The 21,925-nt window shown below is 68.6% G+C and carries 21 protein-coding genes; 11 read left to right on the forward strand and 10 right to left on the reverse strand.

Going from position 1 to position 21,925, the window contains the following annotated elements; translation table 11 throughout:
• Positions 1–7: 7 nt before the first annotated feature.
• Genes BOQ54_RS17100 through BOQ54_RS17110 form a run of 3 tightly spaced genes read right to left on the reverse strand, consistent with a single transcriptional unit; the run spans position 8 to position 2,993 of the window.
• Positions 8–790, reverse strand: a complete 783-nt coding sequence (locus tag BOQ54_RS17100; protein ID WP_063188486.1) for an ABC transporter ATP-binding protein — start codon at positions 788–790, stop codon at positions 8–10.
• A complete protein-coding gene (locus tag BOQ54_RS17105; protein ID WP_432431531.1) occupies positions 784–1,860 on the reverse strand; it encodes a FecCD family ABC transporter permease in 1,077 nt (358 codons plus the stop codon). Before BOQ54_RS17105 ends, BOQ54_RS17100 begins: the two co-directional genes overlap by 7 nt.
• Positions 1,857–2,993, reverse strand: coding sequence for an ABC transporter substrate-binding protein (locus BOQ54_RS17110; protein WP_071924575.1), 1,137 nt, complete (start codon positions 2,991–2,993; stop codon positions 1,857–1,859). Before BOQ54_RS17110 ends, BOQ54_RS17105 begins: the two co-directional genes overlap by 4 nt.
• A gap of 245 nt (positions 2,994–3,238) precedes the next feature.
• Between BOQ54_RS17110 and BOQ54_RS17115 the strand changes: the two genes are divergently transcribed.
• The gene (locus BOQ54_RS17115) at positions 3,239–4,024 is read left to right on the forward strand and encodes a class I SAM-dependent methyltransferase (protein WP_071924576.1); all 786 of its coding nucleotides are present in this window, start codon (positions 3,239–3,241) and stop codon (positions 4,022–4,024) included.
• Positions 4,025–4,026: 2 nt separating this feature from the next.
• On the opposite strand, the gene BOQ54_RS17120 is transcribed toward BOQ54_RS17115, so the two are convergent.
• Positions 4,027–4,380 carry a MerR family transcriptional regulator gene (locus BOQ54_RS17120; protein ID WP_071924577.1) on the reverse strand — a complete coding sequence of 118 codons (354 nt, stop codon included), beginning with the start codon at positions 4,378–4,380 and terminating at the stop codon, positions 4,027–4,029.
• A 78-nt stretch (positions 4,381–4,458) separates the two neighbouring features.
• Here BOQ54_RS17120 and BOQ54_RS17125 point away from each other — a divergent pair, with 78 nt between their 5' ends.
• Positions 4,459–5,277, forward strand: coding sequence for an aminotransferase class IV family protein (locus tag BOQ54_RS17125; RefSeq protein ID WP_071924578.1), 819 nt, complete (start codon positions 4,459–4,461; stop codon positions 5,275–5,277).
• Here the strand turns inward: BOQ54_RS17125 and eutC are convergent.
• On the reverse strand, positions 5,244–6,020 hold the full coding sequence (gene eutC, locus BOQ54_RS17130; protein ID WP_071924579.1) for an ethanolamine ammonia-lyase subunit EutC: 777 nt from the start codon (positions 6,018–6,020) through the stop codon (positions 5,244–5,246). The two genes, BOQ54_RS17125 and eutC, sit on opposite strands and share 34 nt — an antisense overlap.
• Entirely contained in the window at positions 6,013–7,416 is a 1,404-nt protein-coding gene (locus tag BOQ54_RS17135) for an ethanolamine ammonia-lyase subunit EutB (RefSeq protein WP_071924580.1), read from the reverse strand. The genes eutC and BOQ54_RS17135 overlap by 8 nt, the downstream gene beginning before the upstream one ends.
• Positions 7,417–7,614: 198 nt before the next feature.
• Here BOQ54_RS17135 and BOQ54_RS17140 point away from each other — a divergent pair, with 198 nt between their 5' ends.
• From BOQ54_RS17140 to BOQ54_RS17150, 3 genes are all read left to right on the forward strand, one after another.
• A complete protein-coding gene (locus tag BOQ54_RS17140) occupies positions 7,615–7,806 on the forward strand; it encodes a hypothetical protein (RefSeq protein WP_055458845.1) in 192 nt (63 codons plus the stop codon).
• Positions 7,807–7,816: 10 nt separating this feature from the next.
• Positions 7,817–8,098, forward strand: coding sequence for a hypothetical protein (locus tag BOQ54_RS17145; RefSeq protein ID WP_055458844.1), 282 nt, complete (start codon positions 7,817–7,819; stop codon positions 8,096–8,098).
• Positions 8,099–8,422: 324 nt separating this feature from the next.
• Positions 8,423–9,349, forward strand: coding sequence for a sensor domain-containing diguanylate cyclase (locus tag BOQ54_RS17150; protein ID WP_063188474.1), 927 nt, complete (start codon positions 8,423–8,425; stop codon positions 9,347–9,349).
• Between the two features lie 52 nt (positions 9,350–9,401).
• Here the strand turns inward: BOQ54_RS17150 and BOQ54_RS17155 are convergent, their stop codons facing one another.
• Positions 9,402–9,953, reverse strand: a complete 552-nt coding sequence (locus tag BOQ54_RS17155) for a flavin reductase family protein (RefSeq protein ID WP_063188473.1) — start codon at positions 9,951–9,953, stop codon at positions 9,402–9,404.
• Between the two features lie 210 nt (positions 9,954–10,163).
• Between BOQ54_RS17155 and BOQ54_RS17160 the strand changes: the two genes are divergently transcribed.
• Complete coding sequence (locus BOQ54_RS17160; protein ID WP_071924581.1) at positions 10,164–12,017, forward strand: ABC transporter ATP-binding protein; 1,854 nt, start codon at positions 10,164–10,166, stop codon at positions 12,015–12,017.
• 18 nt (positions 12,018–12,035) lie between these two features.
• Here the strand turns inward: BOQ54_RS17160 and BOQ54_RS17165 are convergent, their stop codons facing one another.
• Entirely contained in the window at positions 12,036–13,337 is a 1,302-nt protein-coding gene (locus BOQ54_RS17165) for an ABC transporter substrate-binding protein (RefSeq protein WP_071924778.1), read from the reverse strand.
• 144 nt (positions 13,338–13,481) lie between these two features.
• Here BOQ54_RS17165 and BOQ54_RS17170 point away from each other — a divergent pair, with 144 nt between their 5' ends.
• The 5 genes from BOQ54_RS17170 (at position 13,482) to BOQ54_RS17190 (ending at position 19,586) form a co-directional block, all read left to right on the forward strand.
• Complete coding sequence (locus tag BOQ54_RS17170; protein WP_071924582.1) at positions 13,482–14,519, forward strand: LacI family DNA-binding transcriptional regulator; 1,038 nt, start codon at positions 13,482–13,484, stop codon at positions 14,517–14,519.
• A gap of 86 nt (positions 14,520–14,605) precedes the next feature.
• Positions 14,606–16,471 (forward strand): DUF2264 domain-containing protein, encoded by a 1,866-nt coding sequence (locus tag BOQ54_RS17175; protein ID WP_063188470.1) that lies wholly within the window; start codon positions 14,606–14,608, stop codon positions 16,469–16,471.
• A complete protein-coding gene (locus BOQ54_RS17180; RefSeq protein WP_071924583.1) occupies positions 16,468–17,475 on the forward strand; it encodes a hydroxyacid dehydrogenase in 1,008 nt (335 codons plus the stop codon). The genes BOQ54_RS17175 and BOQ54_RS17180 overlap by 4 nt, the downstream gene beginning before the upstream one ends.
• Positions 17,472–18,263, forward strand: a complete 792-nt coding sequence (locus BOQ54_RS17185) for a sugar phosphate isomerase/epimerase family protein (protein ID WP_071924584.1) — start codon at positions 17,472–17,474, stop codon at positions 18,261–18,263. The genes BOQ54_RS17180 and BOQ54_RS17185 overlap by 4 nt, the downstream gene beginning before the upstream one ends.
• Before the next feature lie 177 nt (positions 18,264–18,440).
• The gene (locus BOQ54_RS17190; protein ID WP_055458836.1) at positions 18,441–19,586 is read left to right on the forward strand and encodes an alpha-hydroxy acid oxidase; all 1,146 of its coding nucleotides are present in this window, start codon (positions 18,441–18,443) and stop codon (positions 19,584–19,586) included.
• A gap of 82 nt (positions 19,587–19,668) precedes the next feature.
• Here BOQ54_RS17190 and BOQ54_RS17195 read toward each other — a convergent pair whose 3' ends face one another.
• Positions 19,669–21,156 carry an NAD-dependent succinate-semialdehyde dehydrogenase gene (locus BOQ54_RS17195; protein ID WP_071924585.1) on the reverse strand — a complete coding sequence of 496 codons (1,488 nt, stop codon included), beginning with the start codon at positions 21,154–21,156 and terminating at the stop codon, positions 19,669–19,671.
• Entirely contained in the window at positions 21,156–21,923 is a 768-nt protein-coding gene (locus tag BOQ54_RS17200) for a sulfite exporter TauE/SafE family protein (protein ID WP_055458834.1), read from the reverse strand. Before BOQ54_RS17200 ends, BOQ54_RS17195 begins: the two co-directional genes overlap by 1 nt.
• Positions 21,924–21,925: the final 2 nt, after the last annotated feature.

The following is a 21,925-nucleotide window of genomic DNA, read 5'->3' on the forward strand; positions in this document are numbered from 1 at the left end:
GTCATCCTCAGGCGGCGCGGCTCTGTCGAGGGGTGACGCCCTCCTTCAGCGAGCCCTCGACGACGACATAGGGCGCGCCGGATGCGGTCCGTTCCATGCGCGCGGCAATGCCGTAGACCTCGGCGAGGAGCGCCGGCGTGATCACTTCGGCTACCGAGCCGAGCGCGGCGAGGCGGCCGCCTGCGAGCACCATGACGCGATCCGCCACCTGCAGCGCCTGGTTGAGATCGTGCAGGGAGATGAGCACGCACAGGCCCCGCTCGCTGGCGAGTCGGCGCACGAGCGACAGCACCTCGAACTGGCGGTGGAGGTCGAGCGCGCTCGTCGGCTCGTCGAGCAGCACGATCTCCGGCTCGCGCGCCAGGGTCTGGGCGATGGAGACGAGCTGGCGCTGGCCGCCGCTCAGTTCGCCGAGGGAACGGAAGGCGAGATCCTCGATGGCGAGCGCCCGCAGCACGGCGTCGATGGCGGCGAGCTCGTCGTCGCTGACGCGCCAGGAGCCGCCCTGCTTCTTGGCGAGGAGGATGGACTCGTGGACCGTGAGCACGGCGTTCACGGCCATGTCCTGCGGCAGGTAGCACGGGACCCGCCCGGTGGGGCTGCCGACGCGGACCTCGCCCGGGCCGCGCGTCAGGCCGGCGATGCGGCGAAAGAGGCTCGACTTGCCGGCGGCGTTGGGGCCGATCACCGCGACCACCTCCCCGCCCCGCAGCGGAGGCGTGGTGATGCCGGCGAGGATCTCCCGCCGGCCGTAGCTGACACCGACACCGACGAGTTCAAGACTCACCATGACCGCCTCCGAGTCGAGAGAATGAGGCTGAAGAAGAACGGCACGCCGATCAGTGCCGTAACGATGCTGATGGGGAAGACGAGGCCCGGGATGAGCGACTTGCTCACCACCGAGGCAGCCGAGAGGATGGCCGCCCCGGCGAGCGCCGAGGCCGGCAGGAAGAAGCGCTGGTCCTCGCCGATGATCATGCGGGCGATGTGCGGCCCGACGAGGCCGATGAAGCCGATGGTGCCGACGAAGGCGACGGGGACGGCGGCGAGCAGGCTGACGAGCAGCATGGTCTCGAGCCTGAGCCGGCGCACGTCGATGCCGAAGCTCGCCGCCTTGTCGTCCCCGAGCCGGAGCGTCGTCAGCGCCCAGGCGCGGCGGACGAAGACGGGCAGGCACAGCGCCAGCACGGCCGTGGTGATGGCGAGCTTGTGCCAGGTGGCCTTGGTCAGGCTGCCCATGGTCCAGAACACGACGGCGCCGAGCGCCTGTTCCGAGGCGAAGAACTCGAGGAGTGCCAGGAGGGCGTTGAAGGTGAAGACGAGCGCGATGCCGAGGAGGACGATGGTCTCGGTGGTCACGCCGCGCCGCTGGCTGAGCACGTGGATGATGAGCGCCGCGGCCATGGCGGCGAGAAAGGCGTTCACCGCCACCACATAATTGATGGCTAAAGGCACGATGGCGATGCCGAAGACGAGGGCGAGCGCGGCGCCGAAGCTCGCCGCCGCCGAGATGCCGAGGGTAAAGGGGCTCGCCAGCGGGTTGTTGAGGATGGTCTGCATCTGCGCTCCGGCGATCGCGAGCGCTGCACCGACGACGACGGCCATGAGCGCGACCGGCAGGCGGATGTCCCAGATGACGACGCGCACCGCCACGGGCGCCGCATCCGGCGTGAACAGCGCCGCGAGCACCTCGCCCGCGCCGTAGCGCGCGGGGCCCAGCATCATGTCGGCGACGAGGCTCGTGAGCAGCAGGACCGCCAGCGCGAGCAGGATGAGCTGCTTGCGGAGAGTGCGAGCGCGGTAGGCGAACCGCGCTCCCTCCGGCTGCTCGGCGGCGATCGTGTCGCTGGTCACCGTCACTGCACCTTCTCCAGCGACACCCAGTAGCCCGGCTTGTACGGCAGGGGCAGAAAGCGCTCATGCAGGGTCTTCAGGGTCGCGTCGGCATCGACGTCCTTGAACAGATCCGGATGCAGCCAACCGGCGATCGCCTGGATGGCCACGAACTGGTAGGGGCTGTTGTAGAACTGATGCCAGATGGCGTGGACGCGGCCGTTGCCGATGGCGGCGGTGTGGGCGAAGGCCGGACGCTGGGTGAGGTTCGCGAGCTTGCGGCGCGCCTCGGCAAGGTCCGTGCCCGGTCCGAGGCCCACCCAGGCACCGCCCGGCACATAGGCGTCCCAGTTGCCGCCGGTGACGATGACGACGTCCGGATTGGCGGCGACGATCTGCTCGGGATTGACGACGCCGAAGGTTCCCGGGATCAGGTCGGCGGCGAGGTTGCGGCCGCCGGCGATCTCCACCATCTTGCCGAAGTTCTCACGGCCGAAGGACATGCAGCAGTCGTCGGAATAGCCGCCCGCGCGCTCGATCATGACGAGCGGCTGGTCGACCTTCGCGCCCTTCAGCCTGTCGGTCACGCGGGCGATCTCGGCGGCGCGGAAGGCGATGAACTCCTCCGCCTTCTCCTCCTCGCCGAAGAGCTTGCCGATGAGCCGCATGGATGGCTCGGTGTTCTCGAAAGGCCGTTCACGGAAATCGACATAGACGACCGGAATGCCGACGGCGGCGAGCTTCTCGATCAGCTTGGCCTCGTCGCTCGCGACCTTCGATTCGATGTTCATGAAGAGCACGTCGGGCTTCAGGGCGATCGCCTGCTCGACGTCGAACGAGCCCTCCTTCATGCCGCCGAAGGTCGGCAGCTTCGCGATATCCGGATAGCGCGCGAGATAGGCCTTGTAATTGTCCGGGTCGGCCTTCGGCAGGTCGTCCCGCCAGCCGACGATGCGCTTGAAGGGATCGTCCTTGTCGAGCGTGGCGACGAAATAGATCTGGCGCCCCTCGCCCAGGATGATGCGCTCGACCGGTGCCTTGACCTCAACCTCGCGGCCGAGCACGTCCGTCACCTTGACGGTCTCGGCCCGAGCCGCCAGGGGAGCCACGAGAGACACCGCCAGTGTGACCGCCACCGCCATCTTGCGAAGAAACTGCATTTTCGCCTTCCACCATACCGGGCTAGTTGGTGCAGGCACGTAGAGAATGTATTCGGACGGGTCAATCGCTATCTTTTTTAACTGATACAATGTTCATTACATGAATTAGAAAAATTTTAAAGAACCAGAAAGAAGAATTAGCGCACTGTCCCTCACGAAAGCGCTTGTTCACGCTTCCGTATCGGCCTAATACTGCGCGCCCGCACACGACCCGCAAAGACCAGGCGTGAGGACAGGAAGGCGCCATGACCCAACCCGCTCCCTTGTCGAACTTCTCGCTCAAGGAGGAGATCCGCGCCTATTGGTCGGACCGGGCGCCGACGTTCGACGGCGACGTGCAGCATCGCATCGCCGCCGGCCCTCCGTTCGACGCCTGGGCACGGGAGATTCGCGAGAGGCTCGGCACGGCGCCGTTGCACGTCCTAGAGCTGGCCAGCGGCACGGGCGAAGTGACGCGCGTCCTGACCGGGCTCGGCCACGAGGTGAGGGGGCTCGACTTCTCGCCCGCCATGCTGGAGCTGGCGCGGGACAAGCACCGCGACAATCCGCGGGCGCGCTTTGTCCTCGCCGATGCCGAGAACACGATGGAGCCGGACGAACATTACGACGCCGTGGTGTGCCGCCATCTCGTGTGGACGCTGACGGACCCCGCCGCCGCCCTTGCCGACTGGCACCGCGTCCTCAGGCCGGGCGGCCATCTCATCATCTTCGATGGCAACTGGGTGCGGCAAGGCCTCGTCGGGCGGCTGGCGGCGTGGCTCATCGCCCGGCTGCAGCAGGCTCCGGCCGTGCCGGGCGGACGGGACGCGACGAGCCGCGCCCGGCACGCGGCGATCATGCAGCAACTGCCCTTCGGCGACGGCCTGACCTTTGAAGCCCTCGCCGGGCTCGTCTCCGCCGCCGGCTTCACGGACATCCGCCGCGGCAGCCATGCGCGCATCGGTGCGGCGCAGCGCCGGGGCGCGGCCTTCGCCGACAAGCTGCGCACCCTCACCTACAGGCGTTTCATCCTCCACGCGCGCCGCGGCTGACGCTAGCGCTCCCCGATCTCGAGCAGGAAGCTCTCGAGAATCTGCCGGCTCTGGGCCAGCTTCTGCGCCTTCAGATTGGCGAGGCGGATCTGGTCCTTGAGAAGGGTGCGCAATTCATCGCAAGGCTCGAAGACCGGGCCCTCTCCGCGCACGCACGGCAGAAACTGCCGGATGGTCGCCAGCGTCATGCCCGCCGAGCCGAGCAGCCTGATCCGCTCGACCGTGCGCACTTCGGCCGGGTCGTAGTCCCGATAGCCGGTCGTGGTGCGCTGCGGCTTCAGCAGCCCCTCGGCCTCGTAATAGCGCAGCATGCGGACGCTCACGCCGGTGCGCCGGGACAACTCGCCGATCCTCATATCACGCCTTGACTCTGACAGCGCTGTCAGACCCTAAGGCCGTTGCTCGTCGATGTGAACACCACGAGGAGCAAGACCATGTCTTCTGACGCCAGCCTTTACGGGGCCTGGATCGACGGCCACGCGGCCACCCCCGATGAGCTGATACCCCGGGCCTTCGCCGGGTTTGCCCATTTCTCGGCGATGCAGGTGCGCGGCCGCAGGGTCAAAGGACTGGATCTGCATCTGGCGCGCCTGCGCGAAGCATCCATGGCGCTTTTCGGAAGGGCGCTGCCCGACGAGCAAGTCGCGTCCCGGATCGCGGCGGCAATCGCGGCGGGCCCCGAAGACCTGTCCCTGACGGCCACGGTCTTTTCGCGCAAGGGCGAGTTCACGGCGGACAGCATGGATGCCGAGCCGGTGGTTCTCGTGCGGACGGCGGCACCATCCAGCGGCCCAAAGGGGCCGCTCCGGTTGGCTGCGGTCGACTACGAGCGGCCGCTCGCCGCCATCAAGCATGTCGGCGAGGTGGGCAAGACCCACTACTTGCACCAGGCCATACGCCAGGGGTTCGACGACGCCGCCTTTCGCGACCGGCACGGGCGGCTGAGCGAGGCGACCGTCTGGAACCTCGCCTTCTGGGATGGCGACGCCGTCATTTGGCCGAAGGCCGCGATGTTGACCGGCACGACGATGGGCATCGTGCAGCGGCAGCTCGAGCGCCTGGGGATCCCCCAGCGCCGGGAGGAGATCACCCTGGAGAAGCTCCAATCCTTATCCGGCGCGGCCGTGATGAACTCGTGGACGCCGGGCATCGCAGTGACCGCGATCGGTTCGAACGTCCTGCCCGAGGCAAGGCCGTTCATCGCGCTGCTGCATGATGCCTACGAGGCCGAGCCGGCCAGGGAAACGAGCTGATCGTCCTTGAGGGCGACGCCGCTGAGGCGCCGCCGCAGCATCTCGCCGGCGAGCCAGACGATCTTGTCGGCCGCGGCGGCGTAGGAGAGCCCGCCGTTGCGATGGATATTGCAGATGCAGTTGCGCTCGGCGTCGCGCGTGCCGCGCTTCGGCGCATAGGTGAGATAGGCGCCGACGCTGTCCGGCACCGTCAGACCGGGTCGCTCCCCGATGATCACGACGACCGCCCGGGCGCCAAGCGCCTCGGCGATCTCGTCGCCGAGGGCGACGCGGCCCTCTTCGGCGACGACGAGCGGAGCGAGCCCGAGGTGGCGCGGCAGGCGCGCCAGGATGGCGGCGACGAGCGCCGGCGCGTGGGCAGTGATGCCCGTGGCGGAGAGGCCGTCCACCACGACGAGGGCAAGGTCGTGGTCGCCCTTGGGCAGCGGCGGCAGGCAGGCAGGATCGAGCCGGCGGCCGAGGTCGGGGCGCCTCAAATAGGTCGGCCGGTCCGGCGCGAGGCTGCGCACGCGGATGGCCGGCGGATCGGCCAGCGCCGCCGCGAGCGCGGCAGCGTCGAGCCGGGCGTGGACGGCGTCGCGCGCCAGGGCATGGGCGGCCTGGAAGGCGAGCACCGCGCGCGTCGGCTGGGCATCGCCCACCTGGCCGAGGCCGATGCGGGCCGGGGTCGCGGCTCTCAGCCGCGCCCAGGGATCGGGCGGCTGCGGATCGGGCCCGTGCCGGACGGGAGGCTGCTCAGCCATCGGTGCCACCCGCAAGGGCGAGGAAGCGCTGCGCCGGCAAGGCGTCCTGATCGAGCGCGCGCAGGCGCCCGTCGGGGCGGGCAAGGCCCGTCCCCGCGAGCCAGGCCTCGAATTCCGGCGCGGGGCGCAGGCCGAGAGTGGAGCGCAGGTAGAGGATATCGTGGAAGGAGAGCGACTGGTAGTTGAGCATCACGTCGTCCGCCCCCGGCACCGCGATGAGGAAGTTGACCCCGGCAATGGCAAGCAGCGTCGCCAGCGTGTCCATGTCGTCCTGGTCGGCCTCGGCATGGTTGGTATAGCAGACGTCGACGCCCATCGGCAGGCCGAGCAGCTTGCCGCAGAAGTGGTCCTCGAGCCCGGCGCGGATGATCTGCTTGCCGTCGTAGAGATATTCCGGCCCGATGAAGCCGACGACGGTGTTGACGAGCAGCGGACGGAAGGCGCGGGCGACGGCATAGGCGCGCGCCTCCAGCGTCTGCTGGTCGACGCCGTGGTGGGCATCGGCCGACAGCGCCGAGCCCTGCCCCGTCTCGAAATACATGACATTGTTGCCGAGCGTGCCGCGCTTCAGCGATAGCGCGGCCTCGTGCGCCTCGCGCAGGATGGCGAGATCGACGCCGAAGCCGCGGTTGGCCGCCTCGGTGCCAGCAATGGATTGGAAGACGAGGTCGACCGGCCCGCCGCGCGCCATGATCTCGATGGTGTTCGTAACATGGGTGAGCACGCAGCTCTGGGTCGGGATGGCATGGCGCTGGCGCAGTTCGTCCAGCACCTCGAGCAGGGTGATGGCATTGCCGACACTGTCGGTGACCGGATTGACGCCGATGACGGCATCGCCGCTGCCGAGGAGAAGCCCGTCGAGCGTGGCAGCGACGATGCCGGCAGGATCATCGCTCGGGTGGTTGGGCTGCAGGCGGCTGGCGAGCCGCCCCGGCAGGCCGAGCGTCGTGCGGAAGGCGACCTCGACGCGGCACTTGCGGGCAACGGCGATCAGGTCCTGGTTGCGCATCAGCTTCGACACCGCCGCCACCATCTCCGGCGTCAGCCCGGGCGCCAGCGCCGTCAAGACCGGCGTCGTCGCCGCGTCAGACAGCAGCCAGTCGCGAAAGTCCCCGACCGTCATGTGGGCCACGGGCGCGAAGGCCGCGGCATCGTGGCCGTCGATGATGAGGCGCGTGACCTCGTCGTTCTCGTAGGGCACCACGACCGCGTCGAGGAAATGGGCGAGCGGCACATCGGCAAGTGCCTGCTGCGCGGCAGCGCGATGCGCGGCATTCGTCGCCGCGATGCCGGCCAGCTCGTCGCCGGAGCGCGGCGGAGAGGCGGCGGCGAGCAGCCCGGCAAGCCCGGCGAAGACGTAGCGGGTGCCGCCGAGATCGGCGGTGAACGCAGCCATGCGATCCACTCCCTCGCGAGACGATCGAGGTACACGACGACCGGGGCAATGCTAGCACGCCGCCGTTTTCGCGCGAGGCCCACCTTGCTCCGGAACAGCCTGCGACGGCATCGGCCATCAGGAGGATGCACAGGGCTTCCTGCCCCCGGAACAATCTCGGCTCTCGAACGCTTTGGGCGAAACAAGGGAGTGGATGCCATGGGTGATGACAGTATCAGCACCATCCGCGGGACCTTCGCCCCACGGGAGGCCGCCCGTGCCGAAAACTCAGACCTCGACGCCGCACTGCGCGGCAGCATCGCGATATCGGCCGACGTCAGCCGCAGCCAGACCGCACGGGCCGAGCAGGTTTTTCGCGAGGCCGGCGCGACCGATGTCGAGACAGGTTGAGGGCCGTCCCATGTCAGAGCTCAGTCCCTTCGAACTCGAAGGCCGCATCAACGGCCTGAAGGAAGTCCTCGCCATCGTCGTCGGGCATCTCGTGAGGAACGGCGCCGACGATCTGAAGGCCGCGTTGGAGGATCGCCTGACGATCATGGACCAGCAGGAGGATCCCGGCGCCGTCATGCAGCCGAGCTTCGCGGCCGAGGCCGCCGCGGCGCGGGAGATCCAGTCGCTCATCGAGCACGCCTTGGGCCGCACGGAAGGGCTGCGTGATGGACGACGTCACCCAACTGGCTAATGAGCCATCGAGCGAAGGATAGTTCCGGAATGAAAACGACCGGAGCGGATGAGAGGCCGCCTGACACGAAGGCGGTCGCCATCATCGTCGAGGCGGTGGCAAGAAAGGCGGCCCGGAACCCGTCCAAGCTGCGGACAGGGCGAGCGGATCGCCATCGCAGGCCGGACCAAGGCCGACATCGGTCATGGTCTCCCTAATTGCAAGGGCCGGCGGGCCGCAAGGGTCCGTGGACGCCCGGCAAGCGCGCCCGCCGCGCGCTGACGCGGCGGGCAGCCGTTCAAAGTTTAGTTTTCTCCACGGCGCCGATGGGTAGGATGCGACCGCATGGAGGAAGTCGTCCAAGAGCTGTCTGGGCTTTTCGAAGAGACACCAGTCCTGATCGCCGTCTATGACGGCTTCGATCGTCTGCGCTACGCAAACAAGGCCTTTCGCGCCGCCTATTTCATCGAGCCGGGCGAGATGCCGCTGTGGGCCGACCTGATGCGGCGCAACCATCAGGCCAGCCGGGGCACGGTCATCCACGCGGCCGATTTCGAGGAGTGGCTGCGTTCCACGCAGTCGCGCCGCGGCAAGATGGGCTTCCGCGCCTTCGAGACTGATTTGCTCGACGGCCGCTGGCTGTGGATGACGGAAACGATGCAGGCGGACGGCTGGATGCTGTGCATCGCCAGCGACATCACCGGCTTGCGGGCCAGGAGCCGCGCGGTCCGCCAGGACCGGGACCTCGCCATCAAGGCCTCCTACACCGACGAACTGACCGGAGTGGCCAATCGCCGCTTCGTGATGGGGCGGATCGAGGACATGCTGCAGCGCGGCGCTGCGGTGCGCGGCTGCCTCGCCGTCCTCGACATCGACGGCTTCAAGGCCATCAACGACCGGTTCGGACACCAGACGGGCGACCAGATCCTGCGCGACTTCACGATCAAGGTGCACGGCCTCGTTCAACGCACCCATTGCTTCGGCAGGGTCGGCGGCGAGGAATTCGTCCTCGTCATGCCGGGCACCTCCCTCGAGGAAGCGGCCCTGATCGTGGAGAAGATGCTCGTCATCGTCCGCAAATCGCGTCCGCTCACCGAGCGGCCCGACTTCGGCTATACATTCTCGGCGGGAATAGCTGCCTGCAGGGAGGGGGACATCGCCCTCAGCCTCTATTCGCGCGCAGACAAGGCGCTCTATTGCGCCAAGATGGCCGGCCGCAATCGTATCCAGCTCGACGGCTCCGACTCCGACCAGTCGGCCGCCAGCGGATAGAAAGCGCCCCCCCCGCTCCCGCGCCAGGGGCGCCGGCCGACTATGCCTCCGCTCAATCCTGCAGGTATTTCCACTTCACCATCCGCTCCCGAAGGTCGATCACGCGGCCGTCGACGGTGAAAGTGCCGTCGCCCCGGTGGTGGAGCGTTCGCTTTTCCCTGCGGTCCGCGTCAATCCAGATGCGCACCGCCTCCAGGATGAAGAGGTTGTAGCGGTCCACCAGGCTCGTATCCGCCACCCGACATTCGATATTGGCGAGGCAGTCGGCAACGAGTGGCACGACGACATCGCGCGCGGGGACTGAGGTGAGGCCGAAGGTCTCGAATTTGTCGGTCGTCTCGCCGGAGCAATTGCCGATGGCGACAACTTTCGCCGCAAGATCGACCGTCGGGATGGCGATGACGCATTCGCCGCTGTCGCGCAAGGCGCCGAAGCTGTAGTCCCACGGGCCGATGATGCAGCCTATCAGCGGCGGCGTGTGCTGCATCACCATGTGGAAGCCCACCGTCATGACGTTCGGCTTTCCATCGCGGACGGTGGCGACGAGGACCACCGGGCCAGCCTCGAGCAGACGGTACGCCCTGGAGGCGGGCATCTCCTGCATGGTCTCATCTCCTCGGCAGGATCTTGATCCATCGTACTGTGCCGCTCTGGCGGTGTCATCGCGGCAATCACGGCAGCATGCCGCCCGACACCCGATGCAGCGCGTCTCGCCATCTCCCCTGGTGGAACGCCCGGCCCGGCAAAACGATCCCTGCCGGACGCTATGCGCCGCGACCTCGACCGGCGGGCGCGGAAGAGGTAGAGACGCAGCATGGCCACCGTCCTGCGCACACCCCAATCGTTCCGCGAACGCGTCGGTGCCCTGCGCCATCTGCCGGCCTTCATCCGCCTCGTCTGGGCCGCGAGCCCGGCGTTGACCTCGGCGAGCATCGCCCTGCGCCTCGCACGCGCCGTCGTGCCGGTGCTGATGCTCTATGTCGGCAAGCTCATCATCGATGCCGTCGTCGCCGAGGCGCGCGTGCCGCATCCCGACTGGTCGCTCAGCGACTGGATCGAGAGCGGCCGGCTCGCGCATGTCGGCACGCTCGTGGCGCTGGAGTTTTGCCTCGCGATCGTGGCGGATGTCTCCGGCCGCCTCAGTTCGCTCGTCGACAGCCTCCTCGCCGAGACCTACAGCAACTTCGCCAGCATCCGCCTGATGGAGAAGGCGGCCTCGCTCGACCTCGAGCAGTTCGAGAGCAGCGAGCAGCAGGACCGGCTCGACCGCGCCCGGCGCCAGGTCACAGGTCGCACCAGCCTGCTCGGCCTCGTCTTCGGCCAGATCCAGGACATCCTCGGCGCCGTCACGCTGATGATCGCGCTCGTCGCCTACTGGCCCTCGCTGATCATGCTGATGCTCGTCGCGCTGCTGCCTTCGCTGCTCGGTGAACTGAAGTTCAACGCGCTCGGCTACCGCCTCGACTATTTCCGCACGCCCGAGCGGCGGCAGCTCGACTACGTGCGCTATCTCGGCTCCAGCATCGAGACTGCCAAGGAGGTCAAGCTCTTCGGCCTGGAGCGCTTCCTCATCGAGCGTTTCCGCCGCTTCGCCGAGACCATGTACCGCGACAACAGGCGCCTCGCCACCCGCCGGGCCTTCTGGGGCGGTCTGTTCGCCGCCTTCGGCACCCTCGCCTATTACGTCGCCTATGCTGCCGTCATCTGGCGCACCATGGCGGGCGACTTCAGCGTCGGCGACATGACGTTCCTCGTCGGCTCCTTCCTGCGCCTCAAGGGCCTGCTCGATGGGCTGCTGCTCGGCTTCTCGCAGGTGGCGGGCCAGGCGCTCTATCTCGAGGACCTGTTCTCCTTCTTCGAGATCGCACCGCGCGTCGTCTCGCCGCCCGATCCGGTGCCCGTCCGGCAGTCGATCCGCTCCGGCTTCGTCTTCGAGGACGTCGGCTTCCGCTACGAGGGCGCGCAGCAATGGGCCATCCGGCATCTCGACCTCGAGATTCCGGCCGGGGAAGTGCTGGCCCTCGTCGGCGCCAACGGCGCGGGCAAGACGACGCTCGTCAAGCTCCTCGCGCGGCTCTACGATCCGACGGAGGGCCGCATCCTGCTCGACGGCCGCGACCTGCGCGACTACGACCTCGACATGCTGCGCAGCCGCGTCGGCGTCGTCTTCCAGGATTTCGTGCGCTTCCACTTCACGGCAGCGGAGAACATCGCCATCGGCGACATCGGCGCGGCGGGCGACCGCGAGCGGATCGCCGAGGCGGCGGACCGCAGCCTCGCCGGCGCGATCATCGCCCGGCTGCCGCTCGGCTTCGAGCAGCCGCTCGGCCGGCGCTTCGGCGGCGGCATCGACCTCTCGGGCGGCGAATGGCAGAAGATCGCCATCGCGCGCGCCTATATGCGTGACGCCGAGGTGCTCATCCTCGACGAGCCGACCTCGGCGCTCGACGCCCATGCCGAATACGAGGTGTTCCAGCGCTTCCGCGACCTCAGCGCGGGCAAGACGACGCTGCTCATCTCGCACCGCTTCTCCACCGTGCGCATGGCCGACCACATCATCGTCCTCGAGGGCGGCCGCATCCTGGAGGCCGGCACGCATCAGGCGCTCGTCGCCCGCGGCGGTCGCTATGCGCAGATGTTCGAGTTGCAGGCCGCCGGCTATCGCTGACGACCGCGGCTGTTCGGGTCAGCGCTTGCGCAGCACCGCCTTCGCGTCCTCCACAAGCTTCTCGGCCGCCTCGGCGACGGTCAGCTTGCCATAGGCGAGCTGGTCGGCAACCGGGCGGAAGACGTTGCGGTCGTATTCGTTGGCGCCGATCGGCGCGGGAGGCGGATAGTCCATCACCCGGTCCTCGAGCATGTTGACATAGGCGACCGTCGCCTGCTCGGTCGGGTTGAGATTGGGCAGGATCGCCTCGCGCACCTTCGGCGACATGGGCACGCCACGCTCGACGCCGAGGATCTTGCCCGCCTCGATGTCGTTGACGAAGAAGCTGATGAACTCGGCCGCCGCCTCGGGGTGCTTGCAGCTCGCGCCGATGCTCCAGATGAGCGCCGGACGATAGAAGTGGCCGGACGGCGCCCCGTTGCCCGCCTGCGGCACCATGGCGATGCCGAGCTTGTTCTTGATCAGCAGCTGGTAGCCGACGAGCTGGTTGGAATAGGTGAAGCCGATGGCCGACTTGCCGAGCGCGAGGCAGTTGTTCTGGATGGAATTGTCGTCGATGGAGGCGACGTCGGCCGGCACGATGACCTTCTTGTCGCGCAGACCCTGCCAGTAGGTATAGAACTCCTTGATGTCGTCGACGGTAAAGCCGATGCCGCCATCCTCCGAGAAGGTCGTCTTGCCGCGCTGGCCGAGCCAGACCTGGAAGACGTAGTGATAGCGGCTGCCGTCCGGCGAGGCCCAGTATTCGCCCGGGCGGCCGACGGCCTTGTTCAGCTCCGTCACGAGCCGGGCATAGTCGTCCCAGGTCGTGTCCGGCGTCGGCGCCGGCAGGCCCGCCTTCTCGAACATCGCCGTGTCGTAGAACATCGATAAGGAATTGAGGCCGAGCGCGACGCCGTAGAGATTGTCGTAGACACGCCCAAGATCGACCATGCGCTGGCCGAAACCCTCGATGTCGAGGGGCTTGGGCAGGAATTTCGTGAGGTCGAGGCAGGCGCCGCGCCCCGAATAGTCGGGCAGCGTGTTGGGCTCGAGCTGGAACACGTCCGGAATGTTGCGGCCGGCCATCTGGGTCGCGAGCTTCGGCCAGTAGGCGTCGCCGCCGACGGGCTCGCCGATGACCGAGATGCCCGGATGGGTCTTCGAGAAGAGCTCGGCCACGGCGAGCGTGCGCTGGGCCCGGTCCTGCGAACCCCACCACGTCGCGCGCAGCCGGACCGTCTGCTGCGCCTGCGCGGAGCCGCCGGCGAGCGCCGGCAGCGCGGTCGCGGCACCCGCGGCGAGGGACGATTTCAGAAAGCTCCGCCGATCCAAGCGCATCATTTCCTCCTCCGGGTTATGACGGCCGGACACCAGACAAGGCTCGCCGGTCCGCAATTTTGCAGAAGGATATGCAAACAGGAAAATGAGCGCAAATGTTTTCTTGTATTGCAAATTTGCATTAACTCACGCAAACATGAGCCCATGACCGACGCCGCATCCATATCAGCAAGACGCCCCCGCCAGGCGGACATCGCCGAACGGGCCGGCGTTTCCATCAGCACGGTCTCGCGCGTGCTGGCCAACGAGCCGGGCATCAGCGACAGCGTGCGTCGCCACGTGCTCGAGGTGGCGGAAGAGATCGGCTATCTCGCGCGCCGGCAGGCCTCCGGCCCCGGTCATCAGCTCGTTGCCCTGGTCCATGCCGTGCAGGCGACGGCCGACCTCAGCTCCTTCTACGACGGCGTGCTCAGGGGCCTCCGTGAAGCCGCCGAGGACGCCGGCATGCCGCTCGCGGTGCGCCTCACCTATGCCGACGCGATCACGCGGGAGGAGCTCGAACGCCACCTCGCCGAGGCGGGGGCGGGCGGGCTCTTCCTCGTCGGCGTCGATGCGCCGGAGGCGACCGGCCGCTGGCTGCGCGAAGCGGGGATCCCCGTCGTCCTCGTCAATGGCGCCGATCCAGGCCTCACGTTCGATTGCGTCTCGCCGTCGAACTTCTACGGGGCGCGGCAGGCGACCGAGATCCTGCTCGCGGCTGGCCACCGGCGCCTCGCCTATCTGACGCGCAGCGTCCGGCCGACCCTGCGCGAGCGCATCCGCGGCTTCGAGGCGGCCATCGCGGCGACGCCCGGCGCGCGCGGCACGGTCGTGGAGCTGAAGCAGGGCGAGACCGGGCTGCAGGAGGGCATCAACACGATGAAGACCCTCATCGCGGAGGGGACGGACGTCACGGCCGTGCTGTGCCTCAACGACCTCATCGCCGTCGGGGCCATGGAGGCGGCCCAGCGCACCGGCCGCCGGGTGCCCGACGACATCTCCTTCATGGGCTTCGACGGCCTGCCCTGCGCGGCCATGGCGAGCCCGCGGCTCGCCACCATGGACGTGCCGCGCGAAAAGCTCGGCCGCGAGGCCCTGGCGCTGATGCAGGCGCGCCTCGCCTCCCCGCACGAGCCGGCGCGGCAGGTGCTGCTCGCGGTCCGGCCGCAGGCCGGCGGCAGCGTCGCCCCGCCCGGATCGTAAGGAAGCGACCGCCCGGCCGGGCCGCGTCAGAGCCCATGAGATCAGCGCCCACCACCAGCGATCCGCCCAGACAAGGCGAGCCCCCGATGCCCATCGATCCCTCGCGCAGCAATCCCTTCGCCGGCAACCCGCTGCGGACCCGCGCCGATGTCGTCAAGGCGCTCGACGACAGCTTCGCGCCGCTGCTGCCCTATTTCGACCCGGGCGGCGGCGCGCGCGTGCGCCTCGACGCCGCGGCGGCGCATTTCGACCGTGCCGCGGCCGATTTCGAGGGCTTCGCCCGGCCGCTCTGGGGGCTCCTGCCGCTCGCGAAAGGCGGCGAGCCCTTCGCCCACTGGGCCATGTACCGCGACGGCCTCGCCAACGGGCTCGATCCTGAGCATCCCGGCTTCATCGGCCGGGCCGGCCCGCGCGACCAGCGGCTCGTCGAGCTCGCGGTGATCGGGCTGGCGCTGCGCCTCTGCCCCGACATCTTCTGGGAGCCGCTCGACGCCCGCGCGCGCAAAAATGTCGCGAACTATCTCCTCGAGGCCCGCCGCCACGACTATGCCGACAACAACTGGCGCTTCTTCCGCGTCCTCGTCGACATGGGGCTGAAGCACGTCGGCGTCGCCTTCGACGAGAGCCTGACGGAGGCCTATCTCGACGAGATCGACGGCTGGTATCTCGGCGACGGCTGGTATCGCGACGGCAATGTGCGCCGTATCGACCACTACATTCCCTTCGCCATGCATTTCTACGGCCTCATCTATGCGGCGCTCGCCGCGCCGGGCGATCCGCGCGCCGCGCGTTTCCGCGAGCGGGCGCGGCTGTTCGCGCAGGACATCCGCCACTGGTTCGATGATGTGGGCGGCGCCCTCGCCTTCGGCCGCAGCCTCACCTATCGCTACGCCATGGCCGGCTTCTGGGGGGCGCTCGCCTTCGCCGACGAGGAGGCGCTGCCCTGGGGCGTGGTGAAGGGCCATTACCTCAGGCACCTGCGCTGGTGGGCGGACAAGCCCATCGCGCATCGCGACGGGGTGCTCTCCGTCGGCTACGGCTATCCCAATCTCCTCATGTCGGAGAACTACAATTCCGCCGGCTCGCCCTATTGGGCCTTCAAGGCCTTCCTGCCGCTGGCGCTGCCCGAGAGCCACCCCTTCTGGCAGGCCCGGGAAGAGCCGGCCGAGCCGGCGTCGGAGCCGGTCCCCCTCCGGCATCCGGGCATGGTGATGACGCAGAGCCCCGGCAATGTGGTGGCGCTCTCCTGCGGGCAGGAGAACCTCGCCATGCGCTTCGGCTCCGAGAAATACGCCAAGTTCGTCTATTCGAGCCGCTACGGCTTCAGTGTCGAAAGCGACGAGCGCAACTTCGGCCTCGCCGCGCTCGACGGCATGCTCGCCTTCAGCGACGACGGCCTGCACTTCCGCGTGCGCGAGGGCAACGAGGAGGCGCAAATCGCCGGGGACAGCCTCTTCGCGCGCTGGCGGCCCTTTCCCGACGTCCTGGTCGATACGTGGCTTGTGCCGGCGGGCCTGTGGCACATACGCCTCCACCGGATCGTGACGCCGCGGCCGCTCCTGACCGCCGAAGGCGGCTTTGCCATCGCCCGGGCCGACGGCGCCGCGGACAGGACCGAGGAGGCGGACGGCCGAGCCTGCGTCACGAGCGCCACGGACTTCAGCGGCATCGCCGACCTCGGCTCCACGGTGACGCGGCGCGGCATCGCCAGCAAGGTCGCGCCGAACACCAACCTCATCGTCGCCAAGACCACGGTGCCGCAGCTGCGGGCCACTGTTCCCGCGGGCGAGAGCCTTCTCGTCACGGCGGCGCTCGCGAGCCCGGACCTCGCGGCAGTGCGGGCGGCGTGGGCGAGCCCGCCCCCGGCGCCGGACCTGCCGACCGTGGAGCGATTATTCGCCACCAAGGGCGAGCGGGTGAGCGCGATCATGATCGAGGAGGCGCCGCGATGAAGCCCGGCATCGCCTTCGCCATGGATCCGGCCCGCACCGGCCACGTGCTGCCGCCGGATCTCCTGGCACGCCTCGCAACACTCGGGCGCATCGTCGATCCCGTGCCGCTGGAGCGCTTCGACGACGCGCGCGCCCGTTCCGTCCTGGCCGCCACCGAGATCCTCGTGACGGGCTGGGGGTGCCCGACCATCGATGCGGCGGTGCTCGGCCTCGCTCCGCACCTCCGGCTCGTCGCCCATGCGGCGGGGACGGTGAAGCATTTCATCGGTGAGGAGGTCTATGCCGCCGGCATCCGCGTCACCCATGCGGCGGAGGCCAATGCGGTGCCGGTGGCCGAGTTCACGCTGGCGGCCATCCTCTTCGCGGCCAAGCAGGTCTTCCGCTTCCACCGGCTCTACCGCGAGGATCGCCACCGCGGGCGCATCGATGCGCTCAAGGGCCAGCCGATCGGCAATTACCGCAAGACGGTCGGCATCGTCGGCGCCTCGCGCATCGGCCGGCGGGTCGTTGCCCTGTTGCAGCCCTTCGGCTTCACCATGCTGCTCTACGACCCGCATGTCGATGCGGCGGAAGCCGCGCTTCTCGGCGTCGAAGCCGTGCCCCTCGGGCAACTGATGGCGCGTTCCGACGTCGTCTCGCTGCACGCGCCGGCCCTGCCCGCGACGCAGCACATGATCTCGGGGCCGATGCTGGCACGCCTGAGCGACGGCGCGACCCTCATCAACACGGCGCGCGGCATCATCGTCGACGAGGAGGCGCTGATCGCCGAGCTGCGCACCGGCCGCATCAGCGCCATCATCGACGTGACGGAGCCGGAGGTGCCGCCGCCCACGTCGCCGCTCTACGACCTGCCGAACGTGTTCCTGACGCCGCATATCGCCGGCGCCGTCGGCACCGAGCGCACCCGGCTCGGCGAGATGGCGGTGGACGAGATCGCCCGTTTCCGCGCCGGCGAGCCGCTGCTCTACGAGGTCCATCCGACCCTGCTCGAGCGGCTCGCATGATCGGGCTCGCACCGGCCCTTTGCTCCGTCACCTTCCGGCAGCTGCCGCCGGGGGAGATCGTGGCGCTCGCCCGGCAGGCGAGTCTCGCCGCCATCGAATGGGGCGGTGACGTGCACGTGCCCGCCGGCGATGTCGTCATGGCGCGCCACGTGCGCCGCATCACCGAGGAAGCGGGCCTCCTGCCCGCCTCCTACGGCTCTTATCTGTACCCGCCGGACCATGGGCTCGACGACTTTCGCCACGTCCTCGATACGTGCCACGCGCTCGGAGCGGGCAACGTGCGGATCTGGCCGGGCCGGCGCGAGCGCCCCTCCGCCGCTTATGACACCAAGGAGCGCAGCGAGGCGGCCGACCTCATCCACGCCATGGGAGAGCTGGGGCGCGCGGCCGGCATCTCCATCTCGCTCGAATACCACCCGAACTCGCTCACCGACGAGACGGGCTCCGCCGCAAGCCTGATGGACGAGATCGCGCACGATAATGTCCATCTCTACTGGCAGCCGCGCCCGGGCCTGCCGCTCGACGAAGCCCGCGAGGAGATCGCCCGCATCGGCCCGCGTGTCTCCCATGTCCATGTCTTCGCATGGGACGGCGCGCGCCGGCGCTATGCGCTCGCCGACCGCGCGACGTGGTGGTCGGCCGTCTTCGCGGCGTTGCCGGAAAGCCGCTTCGAGGGAGTGCGCTACGCCATGCTGGAATTCGTGCGGGACGATGCGCCGGAGGCGTTCCTTGCCGATGCCGCGACCCTTCGCCGGCTCCTCGACCGCCGGGCGCCGGCGAGCGCCTGAACCATCGCCGGTATCAGCCCGCCGCGATGATCTGCGCGCGGAAACGGGCGCGGCGACACCGGCCAGCCCGTCCGCCGCATCGCCCTCGCCAGCTTTCCGAAGCAATCGTTGCGGCAGCGCATGGACTCGCGCCACCGATATGCTACTGGCGGTCACTGTCCAGCGACAGGGGCACAGATGCGTCTCAGAGACTGCCACAACTTCCATGATTTCCGCCGCATGGCGCGGCAGCGGCTGCCGGGGCCGATCTTCAACTACATCGACGGTGCCGCCGACGACGAAGTCACCTATCGCCGCAATACGGAGGCCTTCGACCGTTGCGATCTCGTGCCCAATGTCCTGCGCGGCGTGGGTGACGTCGACATGTCGGTGACGGTCATGGGGCAGCGGCTGGCGATGCCGGTCTACTGCTCGCCTACGGCGCTGCAGCGGCTCTTCCACCATCAGGGCGAGCGTGCGGTGGCGGCCGCCGCCGCGCGCTTCGGCACGATGTTCGGCGTCTCCTCGCTTGGCACTGTCAGCCTCGAGGAGGCGCGCCGCATCAGCGGCGGACCGCAGGTCTACCAATTCTACTTCCACAAGGACCGTGGCCTCAACCGCGAGATGATGGCCCGCGCCAAGGAGGCGGGTATCGAGGTGATGATGCTGACCGTGGACAGCATCACCGGCGGCAACCGCGAGCGCGACAAACGCACGGGCTTTGCCATCCCCTTCCGGCTCAATTCCTCCGGCATCGCCCAATTCGCCATCAAGCCGGCCTGGGCCCTCAATCATTTCCTCCACGAGCCCTTCCGACTCCCGCAGCTCGAGAGCCATGTGGACATGGGTAGCGGCGTAATGTCGATCAGCCGCTACTTCACGGAGATGCTCGACCCCTCCATGTCGTGGGACGACGTCGCGGGGATGGTGCGCGAATGGGGCGGGCCGTTCTGCCTCAAGGGCGTCATGTCGGTCGAGGATGCGCGGCGCGCCGTCGAGATCGGCTGCACCGGGATCGTCCTCTCCAACCACGGCGGGCGCCAGCTCGACGGCTCGCGCACCGCCTTCGACCAGCTCGCCGAGGTCGTCGATGCGGTCGGCGACCGCATCGACGTCATGATGGACGGCGGCGTGCAGCGCGGCACCCATGTGCTCAAGGCGCTCTCGCTGGGCGCCAAGGCGGTCGGGCTCGGCCGCTACTACCTCTTCCCCCTCGCCGCCGCCGGACAGGTGGGCGTCGAGCGCGCCCTCGAGCTGATGCGCAACGAGATCGAACGCGACATGAAGCTGATGGGCTGCGCCTCGGTGGGCGAACTCACCCGGCAGAACCTGCGCTTCCGCTGACCTTCGCCCGGCACCATCGTCCTGCTGTCCATGTCGTCATGACAACGACCTTCTGACAGAGGAGAAGCGTGGACGCGCTGCCTCACAGGCCGCCGAGACAGACGTATTTCAGCTCCAGGAAGCCCTCGATGCCGTACTTGGAGCTTTCGCGCCCCATGCCGGACTGCTTGACGCCGCCGAAGGGCGCCATCTCGTTGGCGAGGAGGCCAGTGTTGACGCCGACCATGCCGCTTTCCAGCGCCTCGGCCACGCGCCAGACGCGCGCCATGTCCCTGGCGTAGAAATAGGAGGCAAGGCCGAATTCGGTATCGTTTGCCATCGCAATCACCTCCTCCTCATCGCGGAAGGCGATGATCGGCGCGAGCGGGGCGAAGGTCTCCTCCTTCGCGACCCTCATCTCCTGGGTAATGCCGGTCATCACCGTCGGTTCGAAGAAGGTGCCGCCAAGGTCGGAACGCTGGCCGCCGAGGACGAGCCGGCCGCCTTTGGCGAGGGCGTCCGCCACGTGCTCCTCCATCTTGGCGACGGCGCGTTCGTCGATCAGCGGACCCATCGCGACGCCGTCCTCGGTGCCGCGGCCGAGCTTGAGCGCGCGGGCCTTGGCCACGAGCTTCTCGGTGAAGGCCTCGACCACAGTCTCCTGCACGTAGATGCGGTTGGCGCATACGCAGGTCTGACCGGCGTTGCGGTATTTGGAGATGATCGCGCCTTCGACGGCGGCATCGAGATCCGCATCGTCGAAGACGATGAAGGGCGCATTGCCGCCAAGCTCCAGCGACAGGCGCTTGATGCCGTCGCCGGCTTCGCGCATCAGCCAGCGGCCGACACCGGTCGAGCCGGTGAAGGTGATCTTGGCGACCTTCGGATTGCGGCAAAACTCCTCGCCGATGGGCCGCGCCTCACCGGTGATGACTGAGAAGGCCCCCTTCGGGACGCCCGCCCGTTCGGCGAGCACGGCAAGCGCGAAGGCGGACAAGGGCGTCTGCGCCGCCGGCTTGAGCACCATGGTACAGCCGGCCGCCAGCGCCGGGCCAACCTTGCGGGTGATCATGCCGTTGGGGAAGTTCCAGGGCGTAATGGCCGCGCAGACGCCGACAGGCTGCTTGAGCACGACGATGCGCTGGTCAGGACGCGCGCCGGGAATGACGTCGCCGTCAATACGTTTCGCCTCCTCGGCGAACCATTCGAGATAGGCGGCATTGGAGACGATCTCGCCCCTGGCCTCGGCGAGCGGCTTGCCCTGCTCCGTCGTCAGGATCAGCGCGAGGTCGTCGACATTGGCGAGGATGAGCTCGTACCAGCGTCGCAGGATCTGGCTGCGCTCCTTCACCGGGCGCTTCGCCCATGCCTTCTGCGCCGCCTCAGCCGCATCGATGGCACGGCGGGCGGTCTCGGGCCCGAGGTCCGGCACCTCCATGATGAGCGCGCCGTCGACGGGATCGGTGACGGGAATGGTCCGGCCGTCCGGCGCTTCGATCCACTCGCCACCGACATAGGCCTTGCCCGTCAGCAGCGACGGGTCCCTGAGGTCGAGCACGCGGCGGCCGGCTGTCTTGTCGTGTACGGTCATCAATGCACTCCCAGGAGGCGCAGGACGGCGGGGACGCCGAGCGACACCCCCGACAGGAAGAGGAGGACGAAGACGATGCGCCGCATCACCTGCGGAGCGATCGGCGGCGGCCAGCGGCGCGCGGCGAAGGTCGCCGCCATCACGGCCGGGATGGCGAAGAGGCCGGTCAGCGTCGAGGGCCCGGGCAGGTTGCCGGAAAAGGCGACGAGGCCGATGCGGAACACGGCATTGAGCGCGAAGACGCCGACGAGCGTCTCGCGGATCGTCGCGAGGGCCAGCGGCTGGCGGTAGAAGTGATAGACGAGCGGCGGCCCGGCCGTCGAGAACATGCCGCCCATGAGGCCCGCGATACCGCCGAAGAAGAGGAAGGAGGCGCCGCCGGACTTCTGCGCGAGCGGCGCCGGCCGCATGGCCAGCTGCAGGCTGGAGGCGATGATGACCGCACCGAGCACGAGGCGCAGCATGTCGGCCCGGGCGTCGGCGAGCCATTCGAGCAGCCAGTAGCCGGCAAAGAGCAGCGGCACGCTCGCGGCCATGACGAAGGCGAACTCGCGCCAGGCGACATCGCGCCAGCCCTTCAGCAGCATCTGCGTTGCGTTGACGAGCGTCAGCACGCTGACGATCATCGCCGCATCGGGCAGGGACAGGAGGCCGGTGAGGCCGACGCCGCCCATGGTGATGAGGCCGAAGGCGAAGCCGGTCAACGTCTGGGCATAGGCGGCGGCGAACGCGAGCGCCAGAAAACCGATGAGTTCGCCCGGCGACATGC

Origin of the sequence: Chelatococcus daeguensis (assembly GCF_001887265.1) — a bacterium.
In the GTDB taxonomy this organism is placed as follows: Bacteria; Pseudomonadota; Alphaproteobacteria; order Rhizobiales; family Beijerinckiaceae; genus Chelatococcus_A; species Chelatococcus_A sambhunathii.

Excerpts from the sequence above, each read along its gene's own strand:
- BOQ54_RS17100 (WP_063188486.1), bottom strand. The coding sequence starts at position 790 with ATGGTGAGTCTTGAACTCGTCGGTGTCGGTGTCAGCTACGGCCGGCGG.
- BOQ54_RS17110 (WP_071924575.1), bottom strand. The coding sequence starts at position 2,993 with ATGCAGTTTCTTCGCAAGATGGCGGTGGCGGTCACACTGGCGGTGTCT.
- BOQ54_RS17115 (WP_071924576.1), top strand. The coding sequence starts at position 3,239 with ATGACCCAACCCGCTCCCTTGTCGAACTTCTCGCTCAAGGAGGAGATC.
- BOQ54_RS17120 (WP_071924577.1), bottom strand. The coding sequence starts at position 4,380 with ATGAGGATCGGCGAGTTGTCCCGGCGCACCGGCGTGAGCGTCCGCATG.
- BOQ54_RS17125 (WP_071924578.1), top strand. The coding sequence starts at position 4,459 with ATGTCTTCTGACGCCAGCCTTTACGGGGCCTGGATCGACGGCCACGCG.
- eutC (WP_071924579.1), bottom strand. The coding sequence starts at position 6,020 with ATGGCTGAGCAGCCTCCCGTCCGGCACGGGCCCGATCCGCAGCCGCCC.
- BOQ54_RS17135 (WP_071924580.1), bottom strand. The coding sequence starts at position 7,416 with ATGGCTGCGTTCACCGCCGATCTCGGCGGCACCCGCTACGTCTTCGCC.
- BOQ54_RS17140 (WP_055458845.1), top strand. The coding sequence starts at position 7,615 with ATGGGTGATGACAGTATCAGCACCATCCGCGGGACCTTCGCCCCACGG.
- BOQ54_RS17145 (WP_055458844.1), top strand. The coding sequence starts at position 7,817 with ATGTCAGAGCTCAGTCCCTTCGAACTCGAAGGCCGCATCAACGGCCTG.
- BOQ54_RS17150 (WP_063188474.1), top strand. The coding sequence starts at position 8,423 with ATGGAGGAAGTCGTCCAAGAGCTGTCTGGGCTTTTCGAAGAGACACCA.
- BOQ54_RS17155 (WP_063188473.1), bottom strand. The coding sequence starts at position 9,953 with ATGCAGGAGATGCCCGCCTCCAGGGCGTACCGTCTGCTCGAGGCTGGC.
- BOQ54_RS17160 (WP_071924581.1), top strand. The coding sequence starts at position 10,164 with ATGGCCACCGTCCTGCGCACACCCCAATCGTTCCGCGAACGCGTCGGT.
- BOQ54_RS17165 (WP_071924778.1), bottom strand. The coding sequence starts at position 13,337 with ATGCGCTTGGATCGGCGGAGCTTTCTGAAATCGTCCCTCGCCGCGGGT.
- BOQ54_RS17170 (WP_071924582.1), top strand. The coding sequence starts at position 13,482 with ATGACCGACGCCGCATCCATATCAGCAAGACGCCCCCGCCAGGCGGAC.
- BOQ54_RS17175 (WP_063188470.1), top strand. The coding sequence starts at position 14,606 with ATGCCCATCGATCCCTCGCGCAGCAATCCCTTCGCCGGCAACCCGCTG.
- BOQ54_RS17180 (WP_071924583.1), top strand. The coding sequence starts at position 16,468 with ATGAAGCCCGGCATCGCCTTCGCCATGGATCCGGCCCGCACCGGCCAC.
- BOQ54_RS17185 (WP_071924584.1), top strand. The coding sequence starts at position 17,472 with ATGATCGGGCTCGCACCGGCCCTTTGCTCCGTCACCTTCCGGCAGCTG.
- BOQ54_RS17190 (WP_055458836.1), top strand. The coding sequence starts at position 18,441 with ATGCGTCTCAGAGACTGCCACAACTTCCATGATTTCCGCCGCATGGCG.
- BOQ54_RS17195 (WP_071924585.1), bottom strand. The coding sequence starts at position 21,156 with ATGACCGTACACGACAAGACAGCCGGCCGCCGCGTGCTCGACCTCAGG.
- BOQ54_RS17200 (WP_055458834.1), bottom strand. The coding sequence starts at position 21,923 with ATGTCGCCGGGCGAACTCATCGGTTTTCTGGCGCTCGCGTTCGCCGCC.